General features: G+C 62.6%; 20 protein-coding genes and 1 tRNA gene. 5 read left to right on the plus strand and 16 right to left on the minus strand.

The window, feature by feature from the left end:
• Position 1: 1 nt before the first annotated feature.
• The 4 genes from ACREPD_RS09370 to ACREPD_RS09385 all read right to left on the minus strand — a co-directional run bounded on the left by ACREPD_RS09370 (position 2) and on the right by ACREPD_RS09385 (position 7,817).
• Positions 2–4,156: an RHS repeat-associated core domain-containing protein gene (locus ACREPD_RS09370; RefSeq protein ID WP_431599072.1), complete on the minus strand. Its 4,155-nt coding sequence runs from the start codon at positions 4,154–4,156 to the stop codon at positions 2–4.
• A gap of 970 nt (positions 4,157–5,126) precedes the next feature.
• Complete coding sequence (gene pilB / locus ACREPD_RS09375) at positions 5,127–6,857, minus strand: type IV-A pilus assembly ATPase PilB (protein ID WP_431599073.1); 1,731 nt, start codon at positions 6,855–6,857, stop codon at positions 5,127–5,129.
• A gap of 53 nt (positions 6,858–6,910) precedes the next feature.
• Positions 6,911–7,318, minus strand: a complete 408-nt coding sequence (locus tag ACREPD_RS09380; RefSeq protein ID WP_431599074.1) for a pilin — start codon at positions 7,316–7,318, stop codon at positions 6,911–6,913.
• Between the two features lie 100 nt (positions 7,319–7,418).
• Positions 7,419–7,817 (minus strand): pilin, encoded by a 399-nt coding sequence (locus ACREPD_RS09385; protein WP_431599075.1) that lies wholly within the window; start codon positions 7,815–7,817, stop codon positions 7,419–7,421.
• 357 nt (positions 7,818–8,174) lie between these two features.
• On the opposite strand from ACREPD_RS09385, the gene ACREPD_RS09390 reads away from it, so the two are divergent.
• From ACREPD_RS09390 to coaE, 3 genes are read left to right on the plus strand one after another with little or no spacing between them, the layout of a single operon-like run.
• Positions 8,175–9,434, plus strand: coding sequence for a type II secretion system F family protein (locus ACREPD_RS09390; RefSeq protein WP_431599076.1), 1,260 nt, complete (start codon positions 8,175–8,177; stop codon positions 9,432–9,434).
• Positions 9,435–9,441: 7 nt separating this feature from the next.
• Positions 9,442–10,305, plus strand: a complete 864-nt coding sequence (locus ACREPD_RS09395; RefSeq protein WP_431599077.1) for a prepilin peptidase — start codon at positions 9,442–9,444, stop codon at positions 10,303–10,305.
• A 10-nt stretch (positions 10,306–10,315) separates the two neighbouring features.
• Positions 10,316–10,924, plus strand: coding sequence for a dephospho-CoA kinase (gene coaE, locus ACREPD_RS09400; RefSeq protein ID WP_431599078.1), 609 nt, complete (start codon positions 10,316–10,318; stop codon positions 10,922–10,924).
• A 74-nt stretch (positions 10,925–10,998) separates the two neighbouring features.
• Here the strand turns inward: coaE and ACREPD_RS09405 are convergent, their stop codons facing one another.
• The 6 genes from ACREPD_RS09405 to ACREPD_RS09430 all read right to left on the minus strand — a co-directional run bounded on the left by ACREPD_RS09405 (position 10,999) and on the right by ACREPD_RS09430 (position 15,396).
• Positions 10,999–12,366 (minus strand): sensor histidine kinase, encoded by a 1,368-nt coding sequence (locus ACREPD_RS09405; RefSeq protein WP_431599079.1) that lies wholly within the window; start codon positions 12,364–12,366, stop codon positions 10,999–11,001.
• Complete coding sequence (locus ACREPD_RS09410; protein WP_431599080.1) at positions 12,329–13,006, minus strand: response regulator transcription factor; 678 nt, start codon at positions 13,004–13,006, stop codon at positions 12,329–12,331. Before ACREPD_RS09410 ends, ACREPD_RS09405 begins: the two co-directional genes overlap by 38 nt.
• 7 nt (positions 13,007–13,013) lie before the next feature.
• Positions 13,014–13,490, minus strand: coding sequence for a hypothetical protein (locus ACREPD_RS09415; protein WP_431599081.1), 477 nt, complete (start codon positions 13,488–13,490; stop codon positions 13,014–13,016).
• Between the two features lie 230 nt (positions 13,491–13,720).
• The gene (gene rimK / locus ACREPD_RS09420) at positions 13,721–14,626 is read right to left on the minus strand and encodes a 30S ribosomal protein S6--L-glutamate ligase (protein WP_431599082.1); all 906 of its coding nucleotides are present in this window, start codon (positions 14,624–14,626) and stop codon (positions 13,721–13,723) included.
• 313 nt (positions 14,627–14,939) lie between these two features.
• A complete protein-coding gene (locus ACREPD_RS09425; protein ID WP_431599083.1) occupies positions 14,940–15,182 on the minus strand; it encodes a DUF2335 domain-containing protein in 243 nt (80 codons plus the stop codon).
• Positions 15,183–15,186: 4 nt separating this feature from the next.
• Positions 15,187–15,396, minus strand: coding sequence for a hypothetical protein (locus tag ACREPD_RS09430; RefSeq protein WP_431599084.1), 210 nt, complete (start codon positions 15,394–15,396; stop codon positions 15,187–15,189).
• Between the two features lie 176 nt (positions 15,397–15,572).
• Here ACREPD_RS09430 and ACREPD_RS09435 point away from each other — a divergent pair, with 176 nt between their 5' ends.
• The gene (locus tag ACREPD_RS09435) at positions 15,573–15,887 is read left to right on the plus strand and encodes a hypothetical protein (protein WP_431599085.1); all 315 of its coding nucleotides are present in this window, start codon (positions 15,573–15,575) and stop codon (positions 15,885–15,887) included.
• A 62-nt stretch (positions 15,888–15,949) separates the two neighbouring features.
• Here the strand turns inward: ACREPD_RS09435 and ACREPD_RS09440 are convergent, their stop codons facing one another.
• The 6 genes from ACREPD_RS09440 to ACREPD_RS09465 form a co-directional block, all read right to left on the minus strand.
• Positions 15,950–16,849 carry an ADP-ribosylglycohydrolase family protein gene (locus tag ACREPD_RS09440; protein ID WP_431599086.1) on the minus strand — a complete coding sequence of 300 codons (900 nt, stop codon included), beginning with the start codon at positions 16,847–16,849 and terminating at the stop codon, positions 15,950–15,952.
• A 79-nt stretch (positions 16,850–16,928) separates the two neighbouring features.
• Positions 16,929–17,870: a lysine exporter LysO family protein gene (locus ACREPD_RS09445; RefSeq protein WP_431599087.1), complete on the minus strand. Its 942-nt coding sequence runs from the start codon at positions 17,868–17,870 to the stop codon at positions 16,929–16,931.
• A gap of 2 nt (positions 17,871–17,872) precedes the next feature.
• Positions 17,873–18,646 carry a 2OG-Fe dioxygenase family protein gene (locus ACREPD_RS09450; protein ID WP_431599088.1) on the minus strand — a complete coding sequence of 258 codons (774 nt, stop codon included), beginning with the start codon at positions 18,644–18,646 and terminating at the stop codon, positions 17,873–17,875.
• Between the two features lie 210 nt (positions 18,647–18,856).
• Complete coding sequence (locus tag ACREPD_RS09455) at positions 18,857–19,339, minus strand: hypothetical protein (protein WP_431599089.1); 483 nt, start codon at positions 19,337–19,339, stop codon at positions 18,857–18,859.
• 207 nt (positions 19,340–19,546) lie between these two features.
• Positions 19,547–19,620 (minus strand) — tRNA-Gly (locus ACREPD_RS09460).
• Between the two features lie 119 nt (positions 19,621–19,739).
• On the minus strand, positions 19,740–21,569 hold the full coding sequence (locus tag ACREPD_RS09465; RefSeq protein ID WP_431599090.1) for an autotransporter outer membrane beta-barrel domain-containing protein: 1,830 nt from the start codon (positions 21,567–21,569) through the stop codon (positions 19,740–19,742).
• A gap of 201 nt (positions 21,570–21,770) precedes the next feature.
• On the opposite strand from ACREPD_RS09465, the gene thiS reads away from it, so the two are divergent.
• Positions 21,771–21,971: a sulfur carrier protein ThiS gene (gene thiS / locus ACREPD_RS09470; protein ID WP_431599091.1), complete on the plus strand. Its 201-nt coding sequence runs from the start codon at positions 21,771–21,773 to the stop codon at positions 21,969–21,971.
• The last annotated feature ends 31 nt before the right edge of the window (positions 21,972–22,002 follow it).

Below are 22,002 nucleotides of genomic sequence, written 5' to 3' on the forward strand. Positions count from 1 at the left end.
ACTACCTCGGGGCAGGCTGGTTAGGGACAGGCTTTGTTGCCCACTCCCAAGCATCGGAAGGATAACCTCTGCAGTTCATAGAGTCTGCCACCTCAAGGTATCCACGAAGATTCACCTGCCATGACCGGAACTGCTGCTGGTGCCCTGCCCATGACATCCTTCCGGTCGGTCGATTAGTGAATAGGCCCAGACCATCCTCGCGCATATCCCAGTACCTTTTTTTAACAACAGCGAGAATGGACCTGATCGTCGCATAGATTTTTTCACACTTATCTTGTACCGGGCACGAATCCGCAGACTCTGCTGCATCTCTTGCCAGCGAAACCGCGGCTGCGGCAACGACTGCACCGGCCACGCCCACAGCGGACGAAGAGGGTCCGGCGCTTCCAGCGGATCCAATCCCCGCAGCAGCGCAAGCGAGAACATTCTCAGGGCGGGCACACATCGATACCGACGTCAGACCTAGCGAATCAAAATTTGTGATTGCATTGGAGCTGGCGTAGGCAAACGTTGCTATGCCCCCCTCGAGCCCAACAGGGTCGCTCTGAACGTAGCGGCCTGTTTGTGAATCATAGTCTCGGTAGTAGTTGTAGCTAAGGGCACTTGTGGAGTCATACCGTTGACCGGGAAAACGAAGATCAAACTTCTGAACGACGCCATCCTGATCTGGATCCTCCGCAGGTGACCCATCACCAAACGCCTCCCCCATCAAGCTCCAGCGCCACACCGCCACATCGCGCTGCGGATCGATCAATGCGCGGGGCGAACCGAGGTGATCTGACTCGATGTAGAGAACCTGACCCGCTTGAATGAGGCCCACCGGCCGGGACCCAAGCCACACAACCTGCTGGCTCGGTGCGCCAGCAATACCGTAGCTTCCCAACCACTCGCCGCCCTCGCCATGCAAGTGCAGCGTCTTGTCAGTACCCACCTGCTGCAGGACACGCTGCCCCGCCGCATTGTGGCGGTAGCTGGCCTGCGCGGAACCTGCTCGGGTCGCACTTCCAAGGCGGCCAACAAGGTCATAGGCGTACTGCCAGTCACCGCTGATCGTCAGGGTGTTACCCATCGCGTCGTACGTGCGATCAACACCGTCCACCGACTTCAGACGGTGGCTACCGGCCGGGTAAACGTAGGACTGCACCCCGGCCGAGTTGCCGAACGACAACCGGTTGCCGGTGGCGTCGTAGGTGTACTGCTCGATAGCCACGCCGGTCTGCGCGTCCTTGAACGCAGTCAAGCGGCCCAGGGCGTCGTAGTCCAGGGTCGCGCCCTGCCCCTGCGGGCCACCGTCGGTCAGCGAGGTGATGTTGCCCACCGGATCGAACCCAAAAGCGGCATTCAATCCGTCGCGCTCATCGCTGATCGTCTTCGGACGATAGTCCTGGTCGTAGCTGCGGTCCAGGCGCCGGCCGTTGCCGAAGGTCCAAGACTGCTCGGGACCGAATGGCAGCGTCTGCGCGCCCTGCAGCAGCACTTCACGGGTGCCACCCGCTGGGGTGACGCCCACGCTGCTGATCTGTCCGAGGGCGTCGTAGCCATAGTCGACCAGACTGCCGTCTGGGTAGGTCATCGAGTTGAGCCTGCCTGACGGTGCATAGGTGTAGCGCAGCACCAGCGGCTGCCCTTCCACCACCTGCACGCGGCGAACCAGGTCACCGAGCGCGCTGTAGCAGTAGTCGGTACGCCCGCTCGAATCGATCATGCTGGAGAGGCGCCCCACCCCCGCACGCTCACCGACCGGGCATTGGGCCGACGGCTGATCGTAGACGTACTGGATGTCTGCCGCAGGATCTGAGAAGCGAACGGCTGTCTTCCGCCCCACAGCATCGTACTCGTACTGCGCCGTCACGCCCCGTGCGTCCGTCTTCGTCAGCGTATTGCCAAGGCGGTCGTAGGTGAACTGGGTGACGCCCGTATCCGCGCTGGTCTGGGTGGTCAGCTGACCGAAGCCGTCATAGGCGTAGGTGGTTGCCAAACCCTTTGGATCGACGACCCGCTCTACCTGCCCGTTGGCCGCATACTCGTAGCGCATCTCGGCATTGATGCCGCCGAGATCGTCGATCTGCTTGGTCGGCCGCCCGGCACCGTCGTAGGTGCTCTTGGACACCGTGCCGGCGGGATTCTCCGTCTCCAGCAGGTTGCCCACGGCGTCATAGCGCAGCTGAGTCGCCTGGCCAGACGCCCCGGTCACCCGGGTGTTGCGGCTGGCGGTATCGAACAGACGGTCAAGCGAGCGCCTGAGCACGCCACTGCTGTCGCGCACTTCCTCGCGCAGCCGGTTGCCCGCCCCATCCAACACGTAATTGATGCGATTGCCTGCAGCATCTTCCACGCTGGTCAGGCGGTCGGCCGAGTCGTAGTGCATCCGGGTCCAAACGCCATCCGGCTCAGTGACCCGGGTCGGCTTGCCGGTTGAGTTGTACTCATACAGCTGAATGCGGTCATTGGCCGGCACATCTCCCTTGACCGTCTCGGCCAGAACGCGGCTGTCGTGGTCGAACAACTGCTCGACCACGACCCCGTCGATACCGCGTACCTGAACCGCACGACCAAAGGCATCGTACTCAAGGTACTCAGTGCGGCGGCCGAGGGCATCGATCTCCGCCCGCAGATCGCCCTTGCGGAAGCGGCAATCGCCGTTGGCGTCGCAGCCCGCGTCGTTGGCGGCGTAGTACTCAAATTGGGTCAGTGCGCCAGCAGGGTTCCGTGCCGATAGCTGCAAGCCAGGCAACGGACATAGGGCCGGATTGCCCGCAGAGTCGGCATCGGTACAGTAGGTGTTCTGGGACTGGCGCACATTGATCGGCGCTACTGCTAGTGAGCCGCAGACGTAGTCCGTGCTCTGCGTGGCGTCGTACTGGCAGGAGAACAAAAGGCGCCCTTGCGCGTCGTACGTCTGACGACTCAAGGAGGTCAACTTCTCACCGCCAGTGATCTTTTGGCTGACGCGCTGCTCCGCAACGCGGTTGTTGGCATCTCGGCTGGTGCGGCTTATGCGGCCGATGGATTCTTCCGTAACGGTCATCACCTGCGAAACAGGGCCGGTGCTGGAGTCCGCGTAAGATAGCGTCGTACGGTTTCCGAGTGCATCGAGCTTGGTGTTCAGCCGGCCCATAGAGTCAAAGACCTGTGAGCGGGTTCCTTGCGAATCCACTGTCTTGGTGATGGCGCGGAATGGGCCTCCGATCTCAAGCTGCCTTACATCTCCCAGTTCGTTAATCGTAGTTGCGGATCCATCTGCGTTGTAAGTGATGGTTCCTGCATCAACCGGCTGGCCACCAACAAGAAGATGGCTGCCGACAACCTTGCCAATTGCGTCGTAGGAGAATGTGGCGTAGCGGACATTCTCCTCGATGATGCCGGTGAGAAGGTTGTGGATGCCAGCCGGGGCATGGCCCTGTTCTCCGTAGACATACGTACGGGATGAACCATCTGGGCGAACGACACTGGTCTGGTTTCCGTACTCGTCGTAGCCATATCGCGCCTGCGACCCATCTGGCAACGTGATGGAAGAAAGCCGATCATCCTCATAGCGGAACAACAGCGCCCGGCCCGTGTCGTCCGTAACTCGCTCGATTCTCGCCTTGGCGTCGTAGCTCACCGTCACACTGGTCCGCGAGCCTCCAGTGTTGACACGGGTGAGCCTTCCGTCAGCTCGGTAGAAGCGGACAGTACCGTCAGCCTGGATGAGCTCCGAAGTACCGTTCGCCGCGGCGCGAAGAACCTCGCCAGACGCTTGGTTTCCGCGTCCTCCGCTTCCGTAGGTCTGGAGATACCCTTGATCATCTGCACGTATGCTGCTGGTAGAGATGATGAAGTCCGAGTAGCTATGGGACCAACCTGTTCCGAGCTCAGGCGCGACCTGTAGCTGGTTGAGGGAGTGGTAGTGGTAGTGGCGAGTAAATGGCCTGCCCGCGAAGCTGAAGTCCGTTTCAGCTCGGGCCTTGTCCCCCGTCGCTGGGAAGCACGGATTGTTCGTGCTGGCGCACGATTTGGTTTGCGTTACGTTGTACTGGTAGATGAATTGCGCCGTCATCTTCGCCCGGCAGACGCGAGGCCAATCCAGCAGCGTACCGTACCCAACGTAAGCCGGATTGTCCGAATGGATCGGAGCGAAATCCGCCGCGCATGTAAAATGCTGGGTCTTGGACAATACGAGTTGGCGCGGGTCGGGGGGGGGTCGATCCCCAAGCCGGACACCAGATGGAGTACTTGTAGTACTTCGGGTCAGATGACTTGGAGTGCCTAACCGTGCCATAGCCATCATTACGCACAGATACGTAAGGTGAGCCGTAACTGCCCTCGTATCGCTCGTTCGAAAAGACACATTGGGGAAACGAGGCACGAAATGTCGCCATCGTTCCCTCTACCGCCTCGCTCTCATCCGCACACATATACGGGTCATAAGGATCAGTTTGGGCCGTGCACATGCCCTGTCTTACAGGGTCCCCACCCGTGCCGTATCCAGGCTTGTACATTATTTGAGCTTCTTGATCCTTCACTACGTAGGCGTGCCTAAAGACTGCGCTGGGTCCTGAGCCCATGTAGGGATAGACACGATCCCTGGTCCAGAGAGCACCATATGAACCCGCCTTCGCCCGAAGCTCGGCTTCGGCTTGGCTTAGCGTCGGGAAGCATGCGCCATTGAAACAGTACCTCGGCTCAAGCAAGGTCTGCTGCGCTGCGAGCGCTGCGACCGGGAGCAGCGACAGCGCAAAGAGCAGGCTGAGAGTCTTCAGGAATCGTGCGACCACGACCACCTCCATGTGATTGAATGAACAGCCACAGGACTATAGCTCCATATGGCCTGGGTGGCCCGGAGTGTCACCGAAAGTCAGCGCCCGAATTGAGAGCCCCGGCTCAATTCTCAATGAAGACGATATGGCTGCGACAACGCGTCACCCCAGCATGAAGGGGGATATGGATGCATGCCGCACGCAAACTCGGAAGGTGATCATTTCAGGATCACCCAAAATGCAGCGCAGGGGTACAGGACCAGCATGGCCAAGCAGCAGGTGATCGCGAAACGCGCTCGTAACGATGCCGGCAGATACGGATTGCAGCCATGGCGCGGCAATCCAATAGAGACACGGTCCCGTTGAACCGGAACGAGCTGGGAGCGCTTAGTCCTTGGTAACGCGGTTGATCTCAGCAAGACTAGTGGTGCCGGCGGCGGCCTTGACCAATGCAGACTGACGCAGATCATTGATGCCTGCGCGCTGCGAAGCTTCCGCGATCTGGATGGCGTTGCCACCCGCAAGCACGATGACGGAGATCTCCTCACTCATCGGCATGACCTGATAGATGCCGGTACGTCCCTTGTAGCCTTCGGTGCACTCTTCGCAACCCACGGCCTCGTACAGAGTAATGCCTGCATCCAGCTGGGCCTGGGTGAAGCCTTCAGCCAGCAGCGCATTGGCAGGCAGGTCGACCGGACGCTTGCAGTTGTTGCAAAGTCGACGCGCAAGGCGCTGGGCGATGACCAGCGTTACCGAACTGGTGATGTTGAACGGCGCGATGCCCATGTTCATCAGACGCGCGATGGTCTGCGGCGCGTCATTGGTATGCAGGGTGGACAGTACCATGTGGCCGGTCTGGGCCGCCTTGATGGCAATCTCAGCCGTTTCCAGGTCGCGGATTTCGCCGACCATGATGATGTCCGGATCCTGGCGCAGGAAAGAGCGCAGCGCGGCGGCGAAGGTCATGCCGCGCTTGACGTTCTGCTGGACCTGATTGACGCCCGGCAGCCGGATTTCGACCGGGTCCTCGGCGGTGGAGATGTTGCGGGTTTCGTCGTTGAGGATACCGAGAGCGGTATACAACGACACGGTCTTACCAGAACCGGTCGGGCCGGTCACCAGTACCATCCCGTAAGGCTTGTGAATGGCGTCGAGGAACAGCTTCTGCTGTACTTCCTCGTAGCCAAGCTTGTCGATGCCCAGCTTGGCAGCACTGCCATCCAGGATACGCAGCACGATTTTCTCGCCGAACAGGGTCGGGAGTGTGCTGACGCGGAAGTCGATCTGCTTTGTCTTGGACAGGTTGAGCTTGATTCGCCCATCCTGCGGCACGCGCTTTTCGGCGATGTCCAGCTGCGACATGACCTTCAAGCGTGCGGCAATGCGCTGGTTGAGCTTGACCGGCGCCTTGGCCACGTTCTTGAGCAGGCCGTCGATACGGAAGCGCACGCGGTAATCGTCTTCGTATGGCTCAAAGTGAATGTCCGACGCACCCTTGCGGATGGCATCGACCAGCACCTTGTTGACGAACTTGACCACCGGGGTGTCGTCGCCCTTGGCGTCGTGGCCAGAATCGGCGTTACCACCCTCCTCATCGCCGGAGGAGACATCCAGATCCCCCATCCCATCATCGTCACCGCCACCCAACCCTCCACCCAGCGTGTCGTGCTTGGACTGCCATTGCTCCAAGGTGCGGCGGATCTGCTCTTCGTCGACAAGGATCGGCTCGACCACCAAGTTGGTGTGGAACTTGATCTCGTCCAACGAATGCGTCGGGTCGCTGGTGCCGATGAACAACTTGCCACCACGCTTGAACAGCGGAAGCACATGGTGCTTGCGCAGCAGCTCCTCACTCACCAGGTTGATCGCGCTTTGAGCACTATCAAAGACCGATACATCCAGCAGCGGCATGCCGAACTCAAGGGCGTTCGCCGCGACCAGCTGAGCGGGGGTCACCAGCTTCTTCTCTGCAAAATACTGCGGCAAGGGCTGCTTGGCTGCTGCCGCCTTCGCCATCGCTTCACGGGCGGCGGCTTCTTCAAGCGCTCCATCCTGAACCAAGCGACGAGCGATGCCGGTAATTCCGACGAGATTGGCAGTGACGACGGCGTTCATTGAGCACTTCCCTTAGTACGAAGCTTCATTATGGCCAGCATCACTGTCGGGTACTAGCACCCCGTCGGGCGATACTTTGCTTCGAACGCGGAACCGTCGCAGGTCCACGCGCCGTCCGCGGCTCTGTTCAGGACCAAGTCCTTTCCGTCAATGATGGGGCTTCCCGACACAGTACAACTGATGCTCCCCACCCCAGTCGACTGCACGCTTGCGTCCACAGCGCTGCAGCGCTGGGAAACCTTGAGACCGAGGTAGTCTGCATTGATCAACCCGGCGTCCTGACTGTCCTGAACAACGGTTTCCACCATCGTCTTGCCAGGCCTGATCTCAGACAACGCCGCGGCCAACTGAGCCTTTGCTACGTAATCCTGATACATCGGCAGCGCAATGGCGGCCAGGATGGCAATGATCGCCACAACGATCATCAACTCTATCAAAGTGAAACCACGTGCCCCGCGCATGATTCGTGCCTCCCCCGGCAGCTGGTAATACGGTGATCAAGCAGGATCCGTGCCAAAAAAAAAGGCCCCGACGAGCGGGGCCTCTTCAAGCTACTTGCTATTACTCGCAACCGCCCGGAATGTACTTCTTTTCCGTGATGTTGGTGGAGCAAGCCCAGGTGCCCGCATCGGAGCGGGTCAGGGTGATGGTGCTGCTGGCGATCTTCGGGCTACCAGCCAGGGTGCACACGATGCTGCCGGTCGCGGTGCCGGTCACGTCAATCTTGGTGCAGCGCTTGGAGATGGTCAGGCCGATATCGGCAGCATTTGCCGGGGTCTTGCCTTCGTTGATGGCAACTTCGAACTGGGTCTTGCCGGGGGTGATTTCGGCGAGGCCAGCGGTGACCTGCGACTTGGCGACGTAATCCTGGTACATCGGCAGAGCGATGGCGGCCAGGATAGCGATGATCGCGACGACGATCATCAGTTCGATGAGGGTAAAGCCCTGCTGCTTCTTCATGAGTACATCCCCTAGAGGTGGTTTGAAAAATGGACACTGGGTCGCGCCTGGCCGGCGGACCGGCTGAGCAAGGCAATCGCCCGTGCGGGTGGTTGAAAGCAGGTTGCGTGCCAACTTCTCAGCAATGCTCCCCAGCATTCCCCGGCGCAATGATGGCAGCAATCTTCAGGATTGGAACCCCCCTCACGGTAATTTGCGACCCAACCGGCATTGTGACGCGCTGCGTCACCTTCTGACGGGGGTGGTCTTGGACCCCGGTCACGGATTGCCGTCAGGGAGGGATGCCATGACCGCCCGGAACCGGCTACCATTCGGATTAGAAGCCCGCCTGGGGATGGCGTTGGCTGGGGAGCCTGTATGTCTGTCAGCCGTAGTGCAGTCAAGAAAGAGCCCGTGGCGCGTAGCACCATGGAGTTGCAGCCGTTTGTCTGGGTGGGGACCGACAAGCGGGGCGTGAAGATGAAGGGCGAACAGCCCGCCAAGAACGCCAACATGCTGCGCGCAGAGCTGCGGCGCATGGGTATCACGCCAGATGTGGTGAAGCCCAAGCCGAAGCCGTTGTTCGGCGCGGCGGGCAAGGCCATCAGCGCCAAGGACATCGCCTTCTTCAGCCGCCAGATGGCGACCATGATGAAGTCGGGTGTCCCTATCGTGGGATCGCTTGACATCATCGGCAGCGGGCACAAGAACCCCCGCATGAGGAAGATGGTCGAGAACATCCGCACGGACATCGAGGGCGGCTCGTCTTTATATGAAGCCATCAGCAAGCACCCTGTCCAGTTCGATGAGCTGTACCGCAACCTTGTACGGGCCGGCGAAGGCGCCGGTGTGCTGGAAACGGTGCTGGACACCGTGGCCAACTACAAGGAGAACATCGAGGCGCTGAAGGGCAAGATCAAAAAGGCCCTTTTCTATCCGGTCATGGTTCTCGCTGTCGCCCTGCTGGTAAGCGGCATCCTGCTGGTTTGGGTAGTTCCGCAGTTTGAAGACGTGTTCAAGGGATTTGGCGCGGACCTTCCCGCCTTTACCCAGATGATCGTCAACCTGTCCAGATTCATGGTGTCCTATTGGTGGATGATCCTGATTGTCGCCGTTGGTGCGGCCGTTGGCTTCATTGCGGCCTATAAGCGGTCGCCAAAGATGCAGCACACCATGGATCGCTTGATCCTGAAGGTGCCCGTCATCGGCCAGCTGATGCACAACAGCGCCATCGCCCGCTTCGCGCGCACCACGGCCGTGACCTTCAAGGCCGGCGTGCCACTGGTGGAGGCCTTGGGTATCGTGGCCGGCGCCACCGGCAACAAGGTGTACGAAGAAGCCGTGCTGCGCATGCGCAGCGACGTGTCGGTCGGCTTCCCGGTCAATATGGCCATGAAGCAGACCAACCTGTTCCCGCACATGGTGATCCAGATGACCGCCATCGGCGAAGAAGCCGGCGCCCTGGATGCCATGCTGTTCAAGGTGGCCGAGTACTTCGAGCAGGAAGTGAACAACGCGGTGGACGCGCTGAGCAGCCTGCTGGAGCCGATTGTGATGGTGGTTATTGGTACCATCGTCGGCGGCATGGTGATCGGCATGTACCTGCCCATCTTCAAGCTGGCCTCCGTAGTCGGATAATCAATCAATGGCATTTCTCGACCAGCATCCCGGCCTCGGCTATCCCGCCGCGGCCGCACTGGGGTTGCTGATCGGCAGCTTCCTCAACGTGGTGATCCTGCGCCTGCCCAAGCGGCTGGAGTGGCAGTGGAAGCGCGACGCCCGCGAGGTGCTCGAGCTTCCGGACATCTACGAACCACCCCCGCCCGGGATCGTGGTCGAGCCGTCGCACTGCCCGCACTGCAAGCACAAGCTGTCCTGGTACGAGAACATCCCGCTGTTCAGCTGGCTGGTGCTGGGCGGCAAGTGCCGCCATTGCAAGGCACCCATCTCCATCCAGTACCCGCTGGTCGAGCTGTTGACCGGCCTGCTGGTGGTGGCGAGCGTGTGGCAGTTCGGGTTCGGCTGGCAGGGGTTCGGCGCGATTGTGCTGAGCTGCTTCCTGGTTGCGCTGTCCGGCATCGACCTGCGCACCCAGCTGCTGCCCGACCAGCTCACCCTGCCCCTGATGTGGCTGGGCCTGATAGGCAGCATCGACAACCTTTACATGCCGGCCAAGCCCGCCCTGCTGGGCGCGATTGCCGGCTACCTGTCGCTCTGGTCGGTGTGGTGGCTGTTCAAGCAGATCACCGGCAAGGAAGGCATGGGCCACGGCGATTTCAAGCTGCTGGCCGCGCTGGGCGCCTGGTGCGGGTTGAAGGGCATTCTGCCGATCGTGCTGCTGTCGTCGGTGATCGGCGCGATCCTGGGCTCGATCTGGCTGTACTCGCGTGGTCGTGACCACGCTACGCCGATTCCGTTCGGACCCTATCTGGCCATTGCCGGCTGGATTGTGTTCATGTGGGGCGAGCCGTTGATCAATGCCTACCTGAGATTGTCCGGCCTGCGCTGAGGGCACGGCGATGAGCCAGTTCGTGATTGGCTTGACCGGCGGCGTGGCCGCCGGCAAGAGCGAAGTAAGCCGCCGCTTCGAGGCGCTGGGCATCACCGTCGCCGACGCCGACCTGGCCGCCCGCGCGGTGGTGGCACCCGGCAGCGAGGGCCTGGCGCGGATCGTGGCCCACTTCGGTTCCGAGATCCTGCTGGCCGACGGCCAGCTTGACCGCGCCGCGCTGCGGGAGCGCATCTTCGCCTCGGCCCAGGAGCGGCAGGCGCTGGAAGCGATCACCCACCCGGCCATTCGCCAGTTGCTGCGGCAGACCTGTGAGCAGGCGCCGGGCCCGTATGCGGTGGCCGCGATTCCGTTGCTGGCCGAAGCCGGTGGACGCCAGCAGTACCCTTGGCTGGACCGCATCTTGGTGGTGGACGTTCCGGTGGAGGTGCAGCACGCCCGGCTGATGCAGCGCGATGGTATTGATGCGCAACTGGCCGACAGGATGATTGCCGCGCAGGCCAGCCGCGAAGCGCGGTTGGCATTGGCCGACGACGTGGTGCGCAATGATGGCCACCCGGATCATCTGCAGGCCGAGGTGGAGCGGTTGGATCAGGCGTACCGGGCGCTGGCGCGGTAGAGCCACCCCTTGGGTGGCTGCGCTATGTTCGGCGAGCAGCCACCCATGGGGTGGCTCTACGCTGAGGTGGTCCGTCAGCCCGCCGGTGAGAAGGTCAGCGTGGCGATCACGCCCCGCTCCTCACCCGGCCGCACATTTACCTGCCAGCCGTACAGATCGCACAGCCGGCTCACGATCGACAAACCAATCCCCCCGCCCTGCGAGTGGCCCGCGTGGGTGCCGCGGTACCCCCGCTGGAACAGTTTGGCTGCATCTTCTTCGCTCAGGCCCGGGCCGCTGTCGATGACCTCGACCCGGTTGCCGGTGACCAGCACCCGCACCGAACCCTCCTGCGAGTACTTCACGGCGTTGCCGATCAGATTGCCCAGCGCCACGGACAACGCCGATTCGGGCGCGTCGATGACCAGTTCGCGGTCGCCTTCGAGTACCAGCTCCAGTGGCTTGCCGCCCAACTGCGCACGGTGCGAGTCCAATAACTGCTCCGCCACGCGCGCCACGTTGCTGCTGCCCTGCCCGCGCTCGTTGCGCGACAACAGCAGCAGCGAGCCGATCAGGTCGGTGCACTGCTGTTCGGCACGCTGGATGCGCTGCAGGCGCTGCAGGACCTTGGGATCCAGGTCCGGGCGGGTCAGCAACAGCTCGGTCGCGCCACGGATCACCGCCAGCGGGGTGCGCAGTTCGTGGCTGACGTCGGCATTGAACTCGCGGTCGCGCTGCACCACTTGGGTGAGCCGGGCCGAGTAATCGTCCAGCGCCTGGGCGAGCTGCCCGACCTCATCGTCGGGGAAGCGCGGGGCAAGCGGCTCTGGGTCACTGTTACCACCACGGTACGCGCGCAGCCGAGCAGCCAGGTCCGAGACTGGCTTCATGACCTTGGAAGCCGACCACCAGCCCAGCACCAGCGACAACGCACTGAACAGCAGCACAGAGAAGAACAGCGCGCGGTTGAGCTGCCCTTCGCCGCGCAGGCTCTCGGTCATGTCGTAGGCGAGAAAGAACCAGGCATCAGGAGTTTTTCGGACGGCCAACTTGTAGGAGAAGGCGTTGCCGCGCTCATCCACGCCACTCAGGCTGTGGATGCCATCGCGAAACTCGTACCAGTCCGGCTCTTCCTGCCGAAGCGCATCGAACTTGTCTGCCCGGACGATGCGCGCACGCATCTGCTGCACTGGCAGGTCCGGATTGCGCGTCGGGTCGGCGGCATACCGATGGGCGTACTCATCGATGTTGCGGTTCATCACATCTTCGACCAACTGGTTCTCCACGCGGGCGCGGGCCAAGTTGGTGGCGAAGGCAAACAGTGCTGTCAGGCAAAAGCCCAACAACACGAACGACACGATGATGCGGCTGCGCAACCGCCGCCGGTATGGCCCGCGGCGTTGCTCCCCCCTGACCTTCACCGTATCAGGCTTCCGGGGTGGCGATGCGGTATCCGATGCCATGGCGGGTCTGGATCAGTGGCACCTCGAACGGCTTGTCCACCATGGCGCGCAGGCCATGGATGTGCACGCGCAGCGAGTCGGAATCGGGCAGCTCTTCACCCCACACGCGGGTTTCCAGCTCCTGGCGGGTGACCACGGCCGGCGCAGCTTCCATCAGCGCCTGCAGGATCTTCAGGGCGGTGGGATTGAGCTGCAGCAGCTTGCCCTGGCGGCGGACCTCCAAGGTGTCCAGGTTGTACTCCAGATCGCCGGTTTCCAGCACCCGCGTCTGCACGCCCTTGCCGCGGCGCGACAGGGCGTTCAGACGGACCTCGACTTCCTGCAGCGCGAACGGCTTGATCAGGTAGTCATCGGCACCGGAATCGAAACCGGCCAGTTTGTTGTCCAGCGAATCCCGTGCGGTCAGCATGAGCACCGGGGTCTGCTTGCGCGCTTCATTGCGAAGCTTGCGGCAGACCTCGATCCCATCCATGCCCGGCAGATTGAGATCCAGCACGATCGCGTCGAACTCGTGCACGACCGCCAGGTGCAGGCCGGTCACGCCGTCGGCGGCGAAGTCCACGGTATGCCCGCGCTCTTCGAGGTAGTCGCCCAGGTTGGCAGCGATGTCGCTGTTGTCTTCAATTACAAGAATTCGCATGTGACCTCTAGTTTTTAAAATTGCCCAGCCGCTGCGCATCGTCGAGGGTCTTCTGACCCGTCACCTTGGCGCGCTCGCGCTGGGCGACCGTCATGCACTGTGTGGTGGCCCGATTGGAGCCGGTAGCCTTTTCACGCTTGCAGATAAGGCGGCTATCTTCGCCCGCCTGCGTCAACACCGTGTTTACAATTTGTTGGTCGTTCAACTGCTCGACCTTGGTCGTCTCCGGCATGGCGGTACCGTCCGGGTAGCGTTCGGTGACCGAACGCAGGCGCGACAGCGACTGGCGCACGCGGCTGCGCTGGTCCGCCTTCAGCTCTGAATAGGTCTCGCCGTCGTTCAGGTCCTTCTCGATGCGATCAATCTGCTCCCCCAGCGGCTTGCCCGGCTCGAACACTTCCTGCCCGGGCTTGGGACGGGCCTGAGCCGTCGACATGGCCAGCAGCAGCGCAGCGGTCCCAGCCATCACCATCATTCGCTTCATTTCAACCATTCCATAGTTTGTAGACGAACCCCGAATGTATCGCTGAGGGGAACACCGCAGCAAGTGAGTTTCGGCAGGCTCAGAAAAAGGCCCAGACGGATCCCGCCTGGGCCTGAAGTCATTCCCGATTGCCGTTGTCTGCTGAGGAGGGCAGAGCTGCGGTTCGTAGAAGCCTACCCCGGGGGCGATTAAACCGGTGTTAAAACCGGCCACCGCCGCCCATGAAAATCTCAATGCTTTGATTTTGAAGGCTTTTTAGCCAAGGCCACCTGGCCTGCGACATGCTCGATGATGCGCCCCGCCAGATCGTCCTGGCTGATCCCCTCGATGCCCTCCAGCCCCGGGGTGGAGTTGACCTCCAGCACCAGCGGGCCACGGCTGGAGCGGATCAGGTCCACCCCGGCGATGCCCAGCCCCAACGCCCTGGCCGAGCGCACCGCCACCTGCTGCTCGGCCCGGCTGGCCTTGGCGCCGCGGGCGCTGCCGCCGGCGTGCAGGTTGGAACGGAAGTCCCCTTCGGGCGCCTGGCGCTGCATGGCGGCCACGACCTGGTCGCCGACGACCAGGCAGCGCAGGTCGGCGCCCTGCGCCTCGCCGATGAACTCCTGCATGAGGAAGTTGGCGTACAGCCCGCGCAGGGCCTCCACGATGCCGCGCGAGGCGCTGGCCTTCTCGGTCAGGATCACCCCACGGCCCTGGGTGCCTTCGTTGAGCTTCACCACGTGCGGCGGCGGGCCGAGCATGGACAGCAGGTCCACGGTGTCATCCGGGTTGTCGCCGAACACGGTCACCGGCATGTCGATGCCCTTGGAGGCCAGGATCTGGTGTGCGCGCAGCTTGTCGCGCGCCCGCAGGATGGCATCGGAGGGGTTGGGGGTAACGGCGCCCATCATCTCGAACTGGCGCAGCACGGCGGTGCCGTAGCGGGTCACCGAGGCACCGATGCGCGGGATGACTGCGTCCACACCGGTAATCGGCCGCCCCTTGTAGTGCATGGTGAACCCGTCGGCGGCGATGCGCATGTAGCAGCGCAGGGGGTCCAGCACCCGTACGGTATGCCCGCGCGAGCGCGCCGCGTCGACCAGCCGCCGCGTGGAGTACAGCTTGCTGTTGCGGGAAAGGATGGCCAGTTTCATCGGGGTGTACAGGGGTGGGGAAAGCGCGAAGCATAGCGCGCGGCCAGTACGTGTGGATGACGGCTGAGCGCCAGACCTCACGCGCCGAACCGAGCGCTGCGCCATCCTCGTCAGGCTGTGGAACTACCTACCTCGCCTTGCGAAGGAACGGCACGACCAGCAGCCCGACTGCAGCGGCTCCCAGACCCGTACTGACTCGCCAATCTGCTCCCATGTAAGCGGTCACGACGCATGCCGTGGTTCCGGCCAATGCAAGCAGCACCGCGCATGCCTGCCCCCAGCGGGTTTCGCCGAAATCGCCCTCCAAGCGGCGTTAGTTGAGGTCGTAGGCGACCTCCTGCTGCCTTTCCGCCATTTTCAGAATGCGTTCGCATGACCCCACCAGCGCCCTCTCATAGTCGGCGAAGTCTTCCGGACTGGGCAACGGACCACTATGCGACTTCTGCACAACCTGCGCGACCCTAAGCAACCCGGGGTCTTGCTCCAAGAGCTGGGTGATCAGCGCGACCTTGCTGGATTCATCAAGGAGCGCGAACGCGTTGCGCTCGCCCCGCAAGGAATCAGGCTTGCTCGCTGTGGGTTTCGTCGCGGTGGTTGAATCGACCTGATTGAGAGCTCGATTGCGCCGTTTTCTTCCCTGAGAACTCACTCTGCGCCTCCCTTAGCAGGTCACCCACCTGCGACCAGATTTCGTGCAAGTTGTTGGCCTGCGCATCGATGATCGCGTCTCTTGCCGCCTTGCGCGACAACGTCGGCTGCAGTTCGATCACGGAGCAGAACCCCCGTATGAAAGCGCCAAACCGATTCTTTGCAGTCATCATTCTTCTCCAGACCATCGTCGACAGGGTGGCTGACCACGCCGAGGAGATCGAGAGGGAAACCCGACAAAAAATTAGTCGCATGCCAGCGAGCGTGTCTGCGGGCAGGTGCCGTAAGATCAGGCCCCATGGGAACCCTCTTGAGCTTTGGAAGCGCGCATCGAATTGTCGGCACTTGGAAGCACCGCGACGGCTTCTCGGACCGCGAGTTCACCTTCTCCCTGCGCGACGGACACGTCGAGGTTGCGGTCGTCGATACCGACGATGGCGAGCGCCCGGAAGTAATGGCCGTGGAGTGGCTGGAGCACGAGCTTTCGCTGAGGTTCGCCGTTCACTGGAGCACTGGCCGCCTGGTGAAATACCGCTTCCAAGTTTCGCCAGACGACAACCGGAGCCTTGTGACCATGACAACGACCTTCCAGGAACTGTGGGAACGGCAGTGAGTCAACGACGAAGCTGGATCACACCGCAATCGCGCAGCGGCGAATTGATGAGTTTTAGGTTCCTAGGACAGATTGCGCTGTAGCAGGCTGTCGGCCAGCGCCGCAATCTCGTGGCCGAGATGGATGCGGGCGAGCCATGGGGCCGGGATTCCGGCCTCTCCATGGAAAGCGCCGGCCAACTGCCCGACCACGGCCGCAGTCGTATCCGCATCATCACCGAGGTTGGCAGCTTCCAACACCGCACCGGCGAAGGTGTCGTGCCGGTGGAAGCACCACAGCGCGGCTTCCAGACTGTCTACAACATAGCCTGTGCCGCGAACCTTTTCCCGGTTGGCGCTCTTGTATCCGCCCCTGGCGATCTCCCGGAGGCCCGAACTGGCGACCTCGACTGAGGCGAGTTCGAGGACCTCGTCCTTGCCGCACCCCGCCAGCGCGCGCTCCATCGCTACGGCAAGAAGGCGGCAGGCGTCCAGACATTCCGCCGCCCCGTGGGTGGTCCGGGAGCTGAGCGCGGCCATGTCCTGCAGCTCGGGCTTGCCGGCGTACCGCAGGGCCACGGGAGCCAGACGCATGATCGACCCGTTGCCGGCACTGTTCGGGTCTGTGTTGCCCGCGAACGGCTCCCCGGTCACGAGGAAGTTGTGGAGCGCGCCGCGGGTCGCCACGCCGATATCGAAGCAGGAACCTGTCGAACTCCAGTACCCGTGCTGATACCAGTTGACGTAGCGGTTCATCTGGTCCCGCGCGTCAAAGTCTTCGCAGCGGATCAGGCTCTCCGCCAGACACATGGCCATGGACGTGTCATCCGTCCACTGCCCGGGCTCCAGATCGAAGGGACCGCCGCCTACCATGTCGGTCAACGGCGCGACGCTGTCGCGTGCGCTGAACTCCAGCGTGGTGCCAACGGCATCGCCAGCGGCCAAGCCGATCAACGCGCCCCGGTATCGATTCTGTGTATGCATGGGGCCATTCTAGGCCAGCCCGCTCGGAGGCATCGGCCAGAACCCAGCGCAGACATTCATATGCCAGACAACCAACGCGTCACCCCGTCAGAAGTGCAGTGATCAGGAAGGGGGCGGTGATCGTCAGGATGAATCCGCTCACCAATGCAACCGGTATTGCATCGCTTGGGCACGCCTGCCGGACGATGGGCAGCGTGGAGTCCATGGCCGTGGCGCCGGCAGCAGCGATCCCCAGGCTTGCGCGATGCTGACCGAACAGATACAGCAGGACAATCGCGGACAACTCCCGCCCGAGGTCGACAACCAGCGCGATTGCCCCGTGAAGCTCGCCCGACAGCGATCCCACCAGCGTGCTTGAGAGGGTGAACCAGCCAAAACCACAGGACAGTGCAAGTAACACGCGGATGTCCTCCCCGGTGATCAGATGGACCGCGGCACCTCCGATGATCGACCCTGCGATCACCGCGAGCGGGACGCAGATCACGGCCCACGAAAGCATCTTCCTGCCGATACTGAAACCTGCCAGGTCAATACCAATCAGAACGATCAGGGAGAGCAGCATCACGCTGCTGGATGGCAACCAGAGATCATCCATCGCAACGCCTGCGGCGGACAACCCAGCGCTGACTGCGACACCTGCACACACCATTGCTACCGCCGTGCCGCACTCTTTCAGCGGCGCGCCCACCGCCACCAAGTCAAACCCTGCACTTCTTCGCGAAGAGGGCTTGTCATTCCTTACCCCCTTCAGTAGACGTGCAGCGCTCATCAGCAAGAGACAGGGAGCTGCTGTGGTTGCAGCAACGAGCAGCGCGGCGATCCTGAGCACGTAGCCGATAGCGTCGAGAGACGCCAACGCACCAGCAAACTCCACACCGATCAGAAATAGCAGGCACCACACCATCGGTCCGATAAGGCTAATCAGCACCGGCGCGCTCTTTGCGGGCAGGAGCCAGCGACGCATCGCCCAGCCAGCCACCAACGCTGCGAGAATCGGCAGCAGGGACACAATGGACTGCATGTTCATATCTTCTGCACAGTGGGGCTGAAATCGATGAGCACCATGCACCGCTCGCACGTATCACTTCGATGCCCTTCCGGCCGAATGATCGGACTGACAAAGTGGGTCACCTTGGGATCATGGACGGCGAAACTTTCGAGCGGCTTATCGAGAGTGAATGTCGCAATAATTTCACTACAGTTCGCCTGCTCCATGGGTACGTTACGTAGGCTGGGCTGACCAATGTAGTTGATACCGCCTGCAAGCCCTTCAGATCGATGGATCAGATGAGCGAAGGTGAATGGCTCGCCATCCTGGTGAAAGCAATCTGGCGAGCTCACACCTGGATCATGGGCTCCCCTCGATGTGAGCTTGATGAAATGCACGCCGACGTAGATCGGCAGCCGCTGTTCGTGACTGGCCCAGAAAGTGAGCGAAAAGTCTTCCCTCACAAGTTCAAGCAGCATTGGGCTTGACCTGACGTCTTCACTTAGCGACGGGAAGTCTCTAACGCCGGCGTAGTCAGGATTGTGGTCTCCCTGGCTGTACCCTGCCCGCTTGCGTCCGAGGGCATCCACGACCGCAGGCAGCCAGGAGATCTCTCCGTCGTTCTTCCAGGGCAGGATCACTCCGCTCCCATATCGTCTGAAACGATTTGCGCCATAAGGCGCAAACTCGTCCCGCTCCAACAGGTCAAACTCGCTTAACAGCTGCGACATGGACTGTGTTGAATAGCTGCTCTGAAACTTCGGCGTGTAGTGGGCGTATCCCACCTCAGCCAACGCTCGCCTCGGCATGACCCTTCCTCTTCGACAGTGAGCGAGAGAGGATGGGACGCACGGCACGTCCCGTCGATCAGGGTTTTCTGATCTGCATCGCTAGCAGTTCACAGTTGGCAATGTTGGCGGATATGGCGCGCCACACAGGGCGATAACCGATGATCGATTCCAAGAATCGAGAGGAATGCAGAACGCCGCCGCCCCCGGCGGCGGCGTTCTGCGACCAGCTTACTGGCAGACGTACTCCGTCTCCGACTGCACAATATTCACATCGAGCTCTTCGTACGCGATCTCGACGGTTTCCATGACGAAGAAAGAGAACACCGCGCGCTCGCCGACGTTGCATGCGGCCGGCATCTGGCCGGCGTAGGCGTGCCCGTTGATCGCATACGCCAGGCCGTAGCAGGCCGAGCCGATCTGGTGCGGATTGTGATTGCAGCTCATGAGCTGATAGTTGGCCTCTGCATCGGCGGCGGCATAGTTGGCCGCCCAGCCAGTGGACACATCGTTGGGGCAGGTGCCTGGATAGTCCGGGGTCAGCGGATCGCCGACGTTGCAGGTGTGGTCCCAGGCGGCGATGTAGGCGCTGGATCGGAAGTACGCGGTACGGCCGCTGTCGACCCATTGAGCAGCGGAGGCGTCTTGGGCGAAGGCGGACAGGCCGACCAGGCATAGCGCGGCGGCGGCGAGAGATCTAAATCCTTTCAACATGACTATCGTCCTCGGAAGTGGCGAAGTGCGCGCATCATGCGCGCCGGCTGAGTCTATCCAGCCTGTCCGATGACAAATATGACGGGGTCCGCAGTCTGAGCGGCGAGGCAAAGAAGTAACAGGCCCCTTGAGTCAAGGAGCAGCGCCGGAAGGCGTTCGGATCTGGGGGAATGCACGCCGCGCTCGATCGGGTTGCGCAGCAACCGATGGAGCGGGTGAAGGGAATCGAACCCTCGTCAGTAGCTTGGGAAGCTACAGCTCTACCATTGAGCTACACCCGCGTGGTGCCCGGCAAGTTTATGCGGGGGGGCGGTAGAAACGCAACGGGCGGCACGTGGCCGCCCGTTGCATCCGGCACGACCCACGGTCGTGCCCTACCCGGTTTTCACCGGTATTGCCGTCAGAAGCTGCCGCTGACCGTGGCGAACACGGTGACGTCGCGGGCGTCCTTCTGCGCGGCCGTGGCGCTGAGGCCGATGTTGCTGTCCAGGCCGAACATGCTCATGCGCGCCCCCAGCACAGCGGTGGCGTAGTTCTTGTCGAACTCCAGGCCCGGCACCTTGTACATGCCCACGTCCGGCATGGTCTGCAGCCAAGCGCTGGCCTGCTTGCCGTCTTCGAATTCATGGTCGTAGGTGACCTGCACGTACGGCTTGACGCTGCCGCCGTCGTAACGCGCCTGCCAGCCGATCCGGCCAACGGTCGAGTCCGCGTCCTGGTCGCCATAGCCCAGCGCGGTGGCGCTGGTGTTGGATTCCACGTAGCCGTCCAGCTTGACCTGCTGCCAGATCACGGCGGCGATCGGACCATGGCGGAAGCCGCCTTCAGTGCCGAACTCGTAACCGGCGTTCAACGCGGCGGTCAGGTTGCTGCCTTCCGGCGAACCGGTGTGGGTGCGCTCGGCCGGGCCCAGCTGCACACGACGGGTCACGTCGTAATCCAGCCAGCTGTAGCTGACCTGGCCGGTGACCCACACCTTCTCGCCATACCAGCCGGCGAACAGGCCCAGGGTGGCGTCGGACTGGGTGAAATCACCCTTGCTGTTACCGAAGTCGGCGTCCATGCGGCCGTAGCCACCGAAGCCGCCGACGACCATGCCGTCCTTCGCCCAGTCGATGCCGAACAGGCCGGCCGGGGCCAGGCCGTCGTACAGATCGGCGTGGTCGTAGCGCTGCATGTCGCCACGCAGGCCGCCCCACCAGCTCAGGCCGTCGGCCGGACGGCCACCCAGGTGGCCGCTGACCTGGTCGGCGCGCGCGCGGCCGACGGTCTGGGCGGAATGGGTCAGGATCTGCTGGTTGCGCGGCGCTTCCAGGATGGACAGCGTGTACTCGCCCAGCATCTGGTGGGTGGCCGTGGTCGGATGCACGCCGTCGGCGAAGACGTAGTTGTTGGCCGCGTTCGGGTTCACGTACGAGGTCGGGTTGCAGGTCAGCGACGAGGCCGTGGTGCAGGCCGGGCTGGACACGTTGATGAAGCCGTAGGCAGCCGGGTTGGCGACGATTTCCTGCAGGATGTGGAAGGTATCCACCGGAATGACCTGCAGGCCGGCGGCCTTCAGGCCACCGAACAGCGCGTCGTTGTAGGCCTTGGCCAGCGCGGTGCCCTGCGCCATGCCGACGGCACCGCCGGCACGGGCGGCCGGGGTCAGGCCGATGTCGGGCAGGGTCGGCACCACGACGTACTGGGCGCCGGCGCCCTTCAGGGTGGCGACGATGCCGACCTGGTCGGTCACGGCCGCGCCGAGGGTGGCCTGCAGCGGCGCACCGGCCTGGATGGCGAACAGGTCGTTGGCGCCGCCCCACACGGTGTACAGCGCATTCGCGTCGGCCTTGCCGCCATTGGCGGCCAGGTACTGCGCGGTCTGCGTCTTGAGTGAGTAGACCGGAATGGCCGGGGTACCCGGGGCCAGGATCTGGGTGGTGTCCACGCCGACGCGGGCGCCGCCGATGGCATAGTTGTCACCGCCCTGGCCGTTGCCGTGGGCAGTGGCGTTGGTGCCGTAATAGTCGGCCACATACTGCGCCCAGACCCAACCCGGGTTGGTGGTGAACTGGCCGGTGACCGGGCGTGCCGATGCCGGCAGCAGCGGGCGGAAGTACCCCTGGTCGGTCAGGCTGTCGCCGATGAAGATGGTCTTCGAATAGGGCGACTGCGCCATTGCCGGCGCGGCGGCCAAGGCGATGGCGACGGCCATCAGGGAACGCAGGGGACGCTTGCTGAGCAGCATGTAAGACTCCTTTCAAGTTGAAAACGGCCGACGTACGCCGGCGCACGGTGCCATGGTTCCACTGCGCCCCGGCGACATCACGCTGCGCTGCGGCATGAACCGCCCGGAAGGCGGGCAGCGCGCAGCCTGGACAGGCCGGAACAGGGGGTGGCAGGGGCGCAAGGGTACGCAGAACCGACGACTTTGAGGGACAATTCCGTCATGAACATCCAGCTCAACGGCGATCCCCGCCAGCTTCCGCAAAGTGCCACCGTCCTGGACCTGCTGCAGGCCGAAGATCTGACCCAGCGCCGGGTGGCGGTGGAGGTCAATGGTGAGATCGTCACCCGCAGCCTGCATGGCAGCCATGTGCTTCAGGACGGCGACGTAATCGAGATCGTGCACGCGCTTGGCGGGGGATGACGGTAGCGCCGGCCGTTGGCCGGCCCACGGA

This window comes from Stenotrophomonas sp. (assembly GCF_050737075.1).
In the GTDB taxonomy this organism is placed as follows: domain Bacteria; phylum Pseudomonadota; class Gammaproteobacteria; order Xanthomonadales; family Xanthomonadaceae; genus Stenotrophomonas.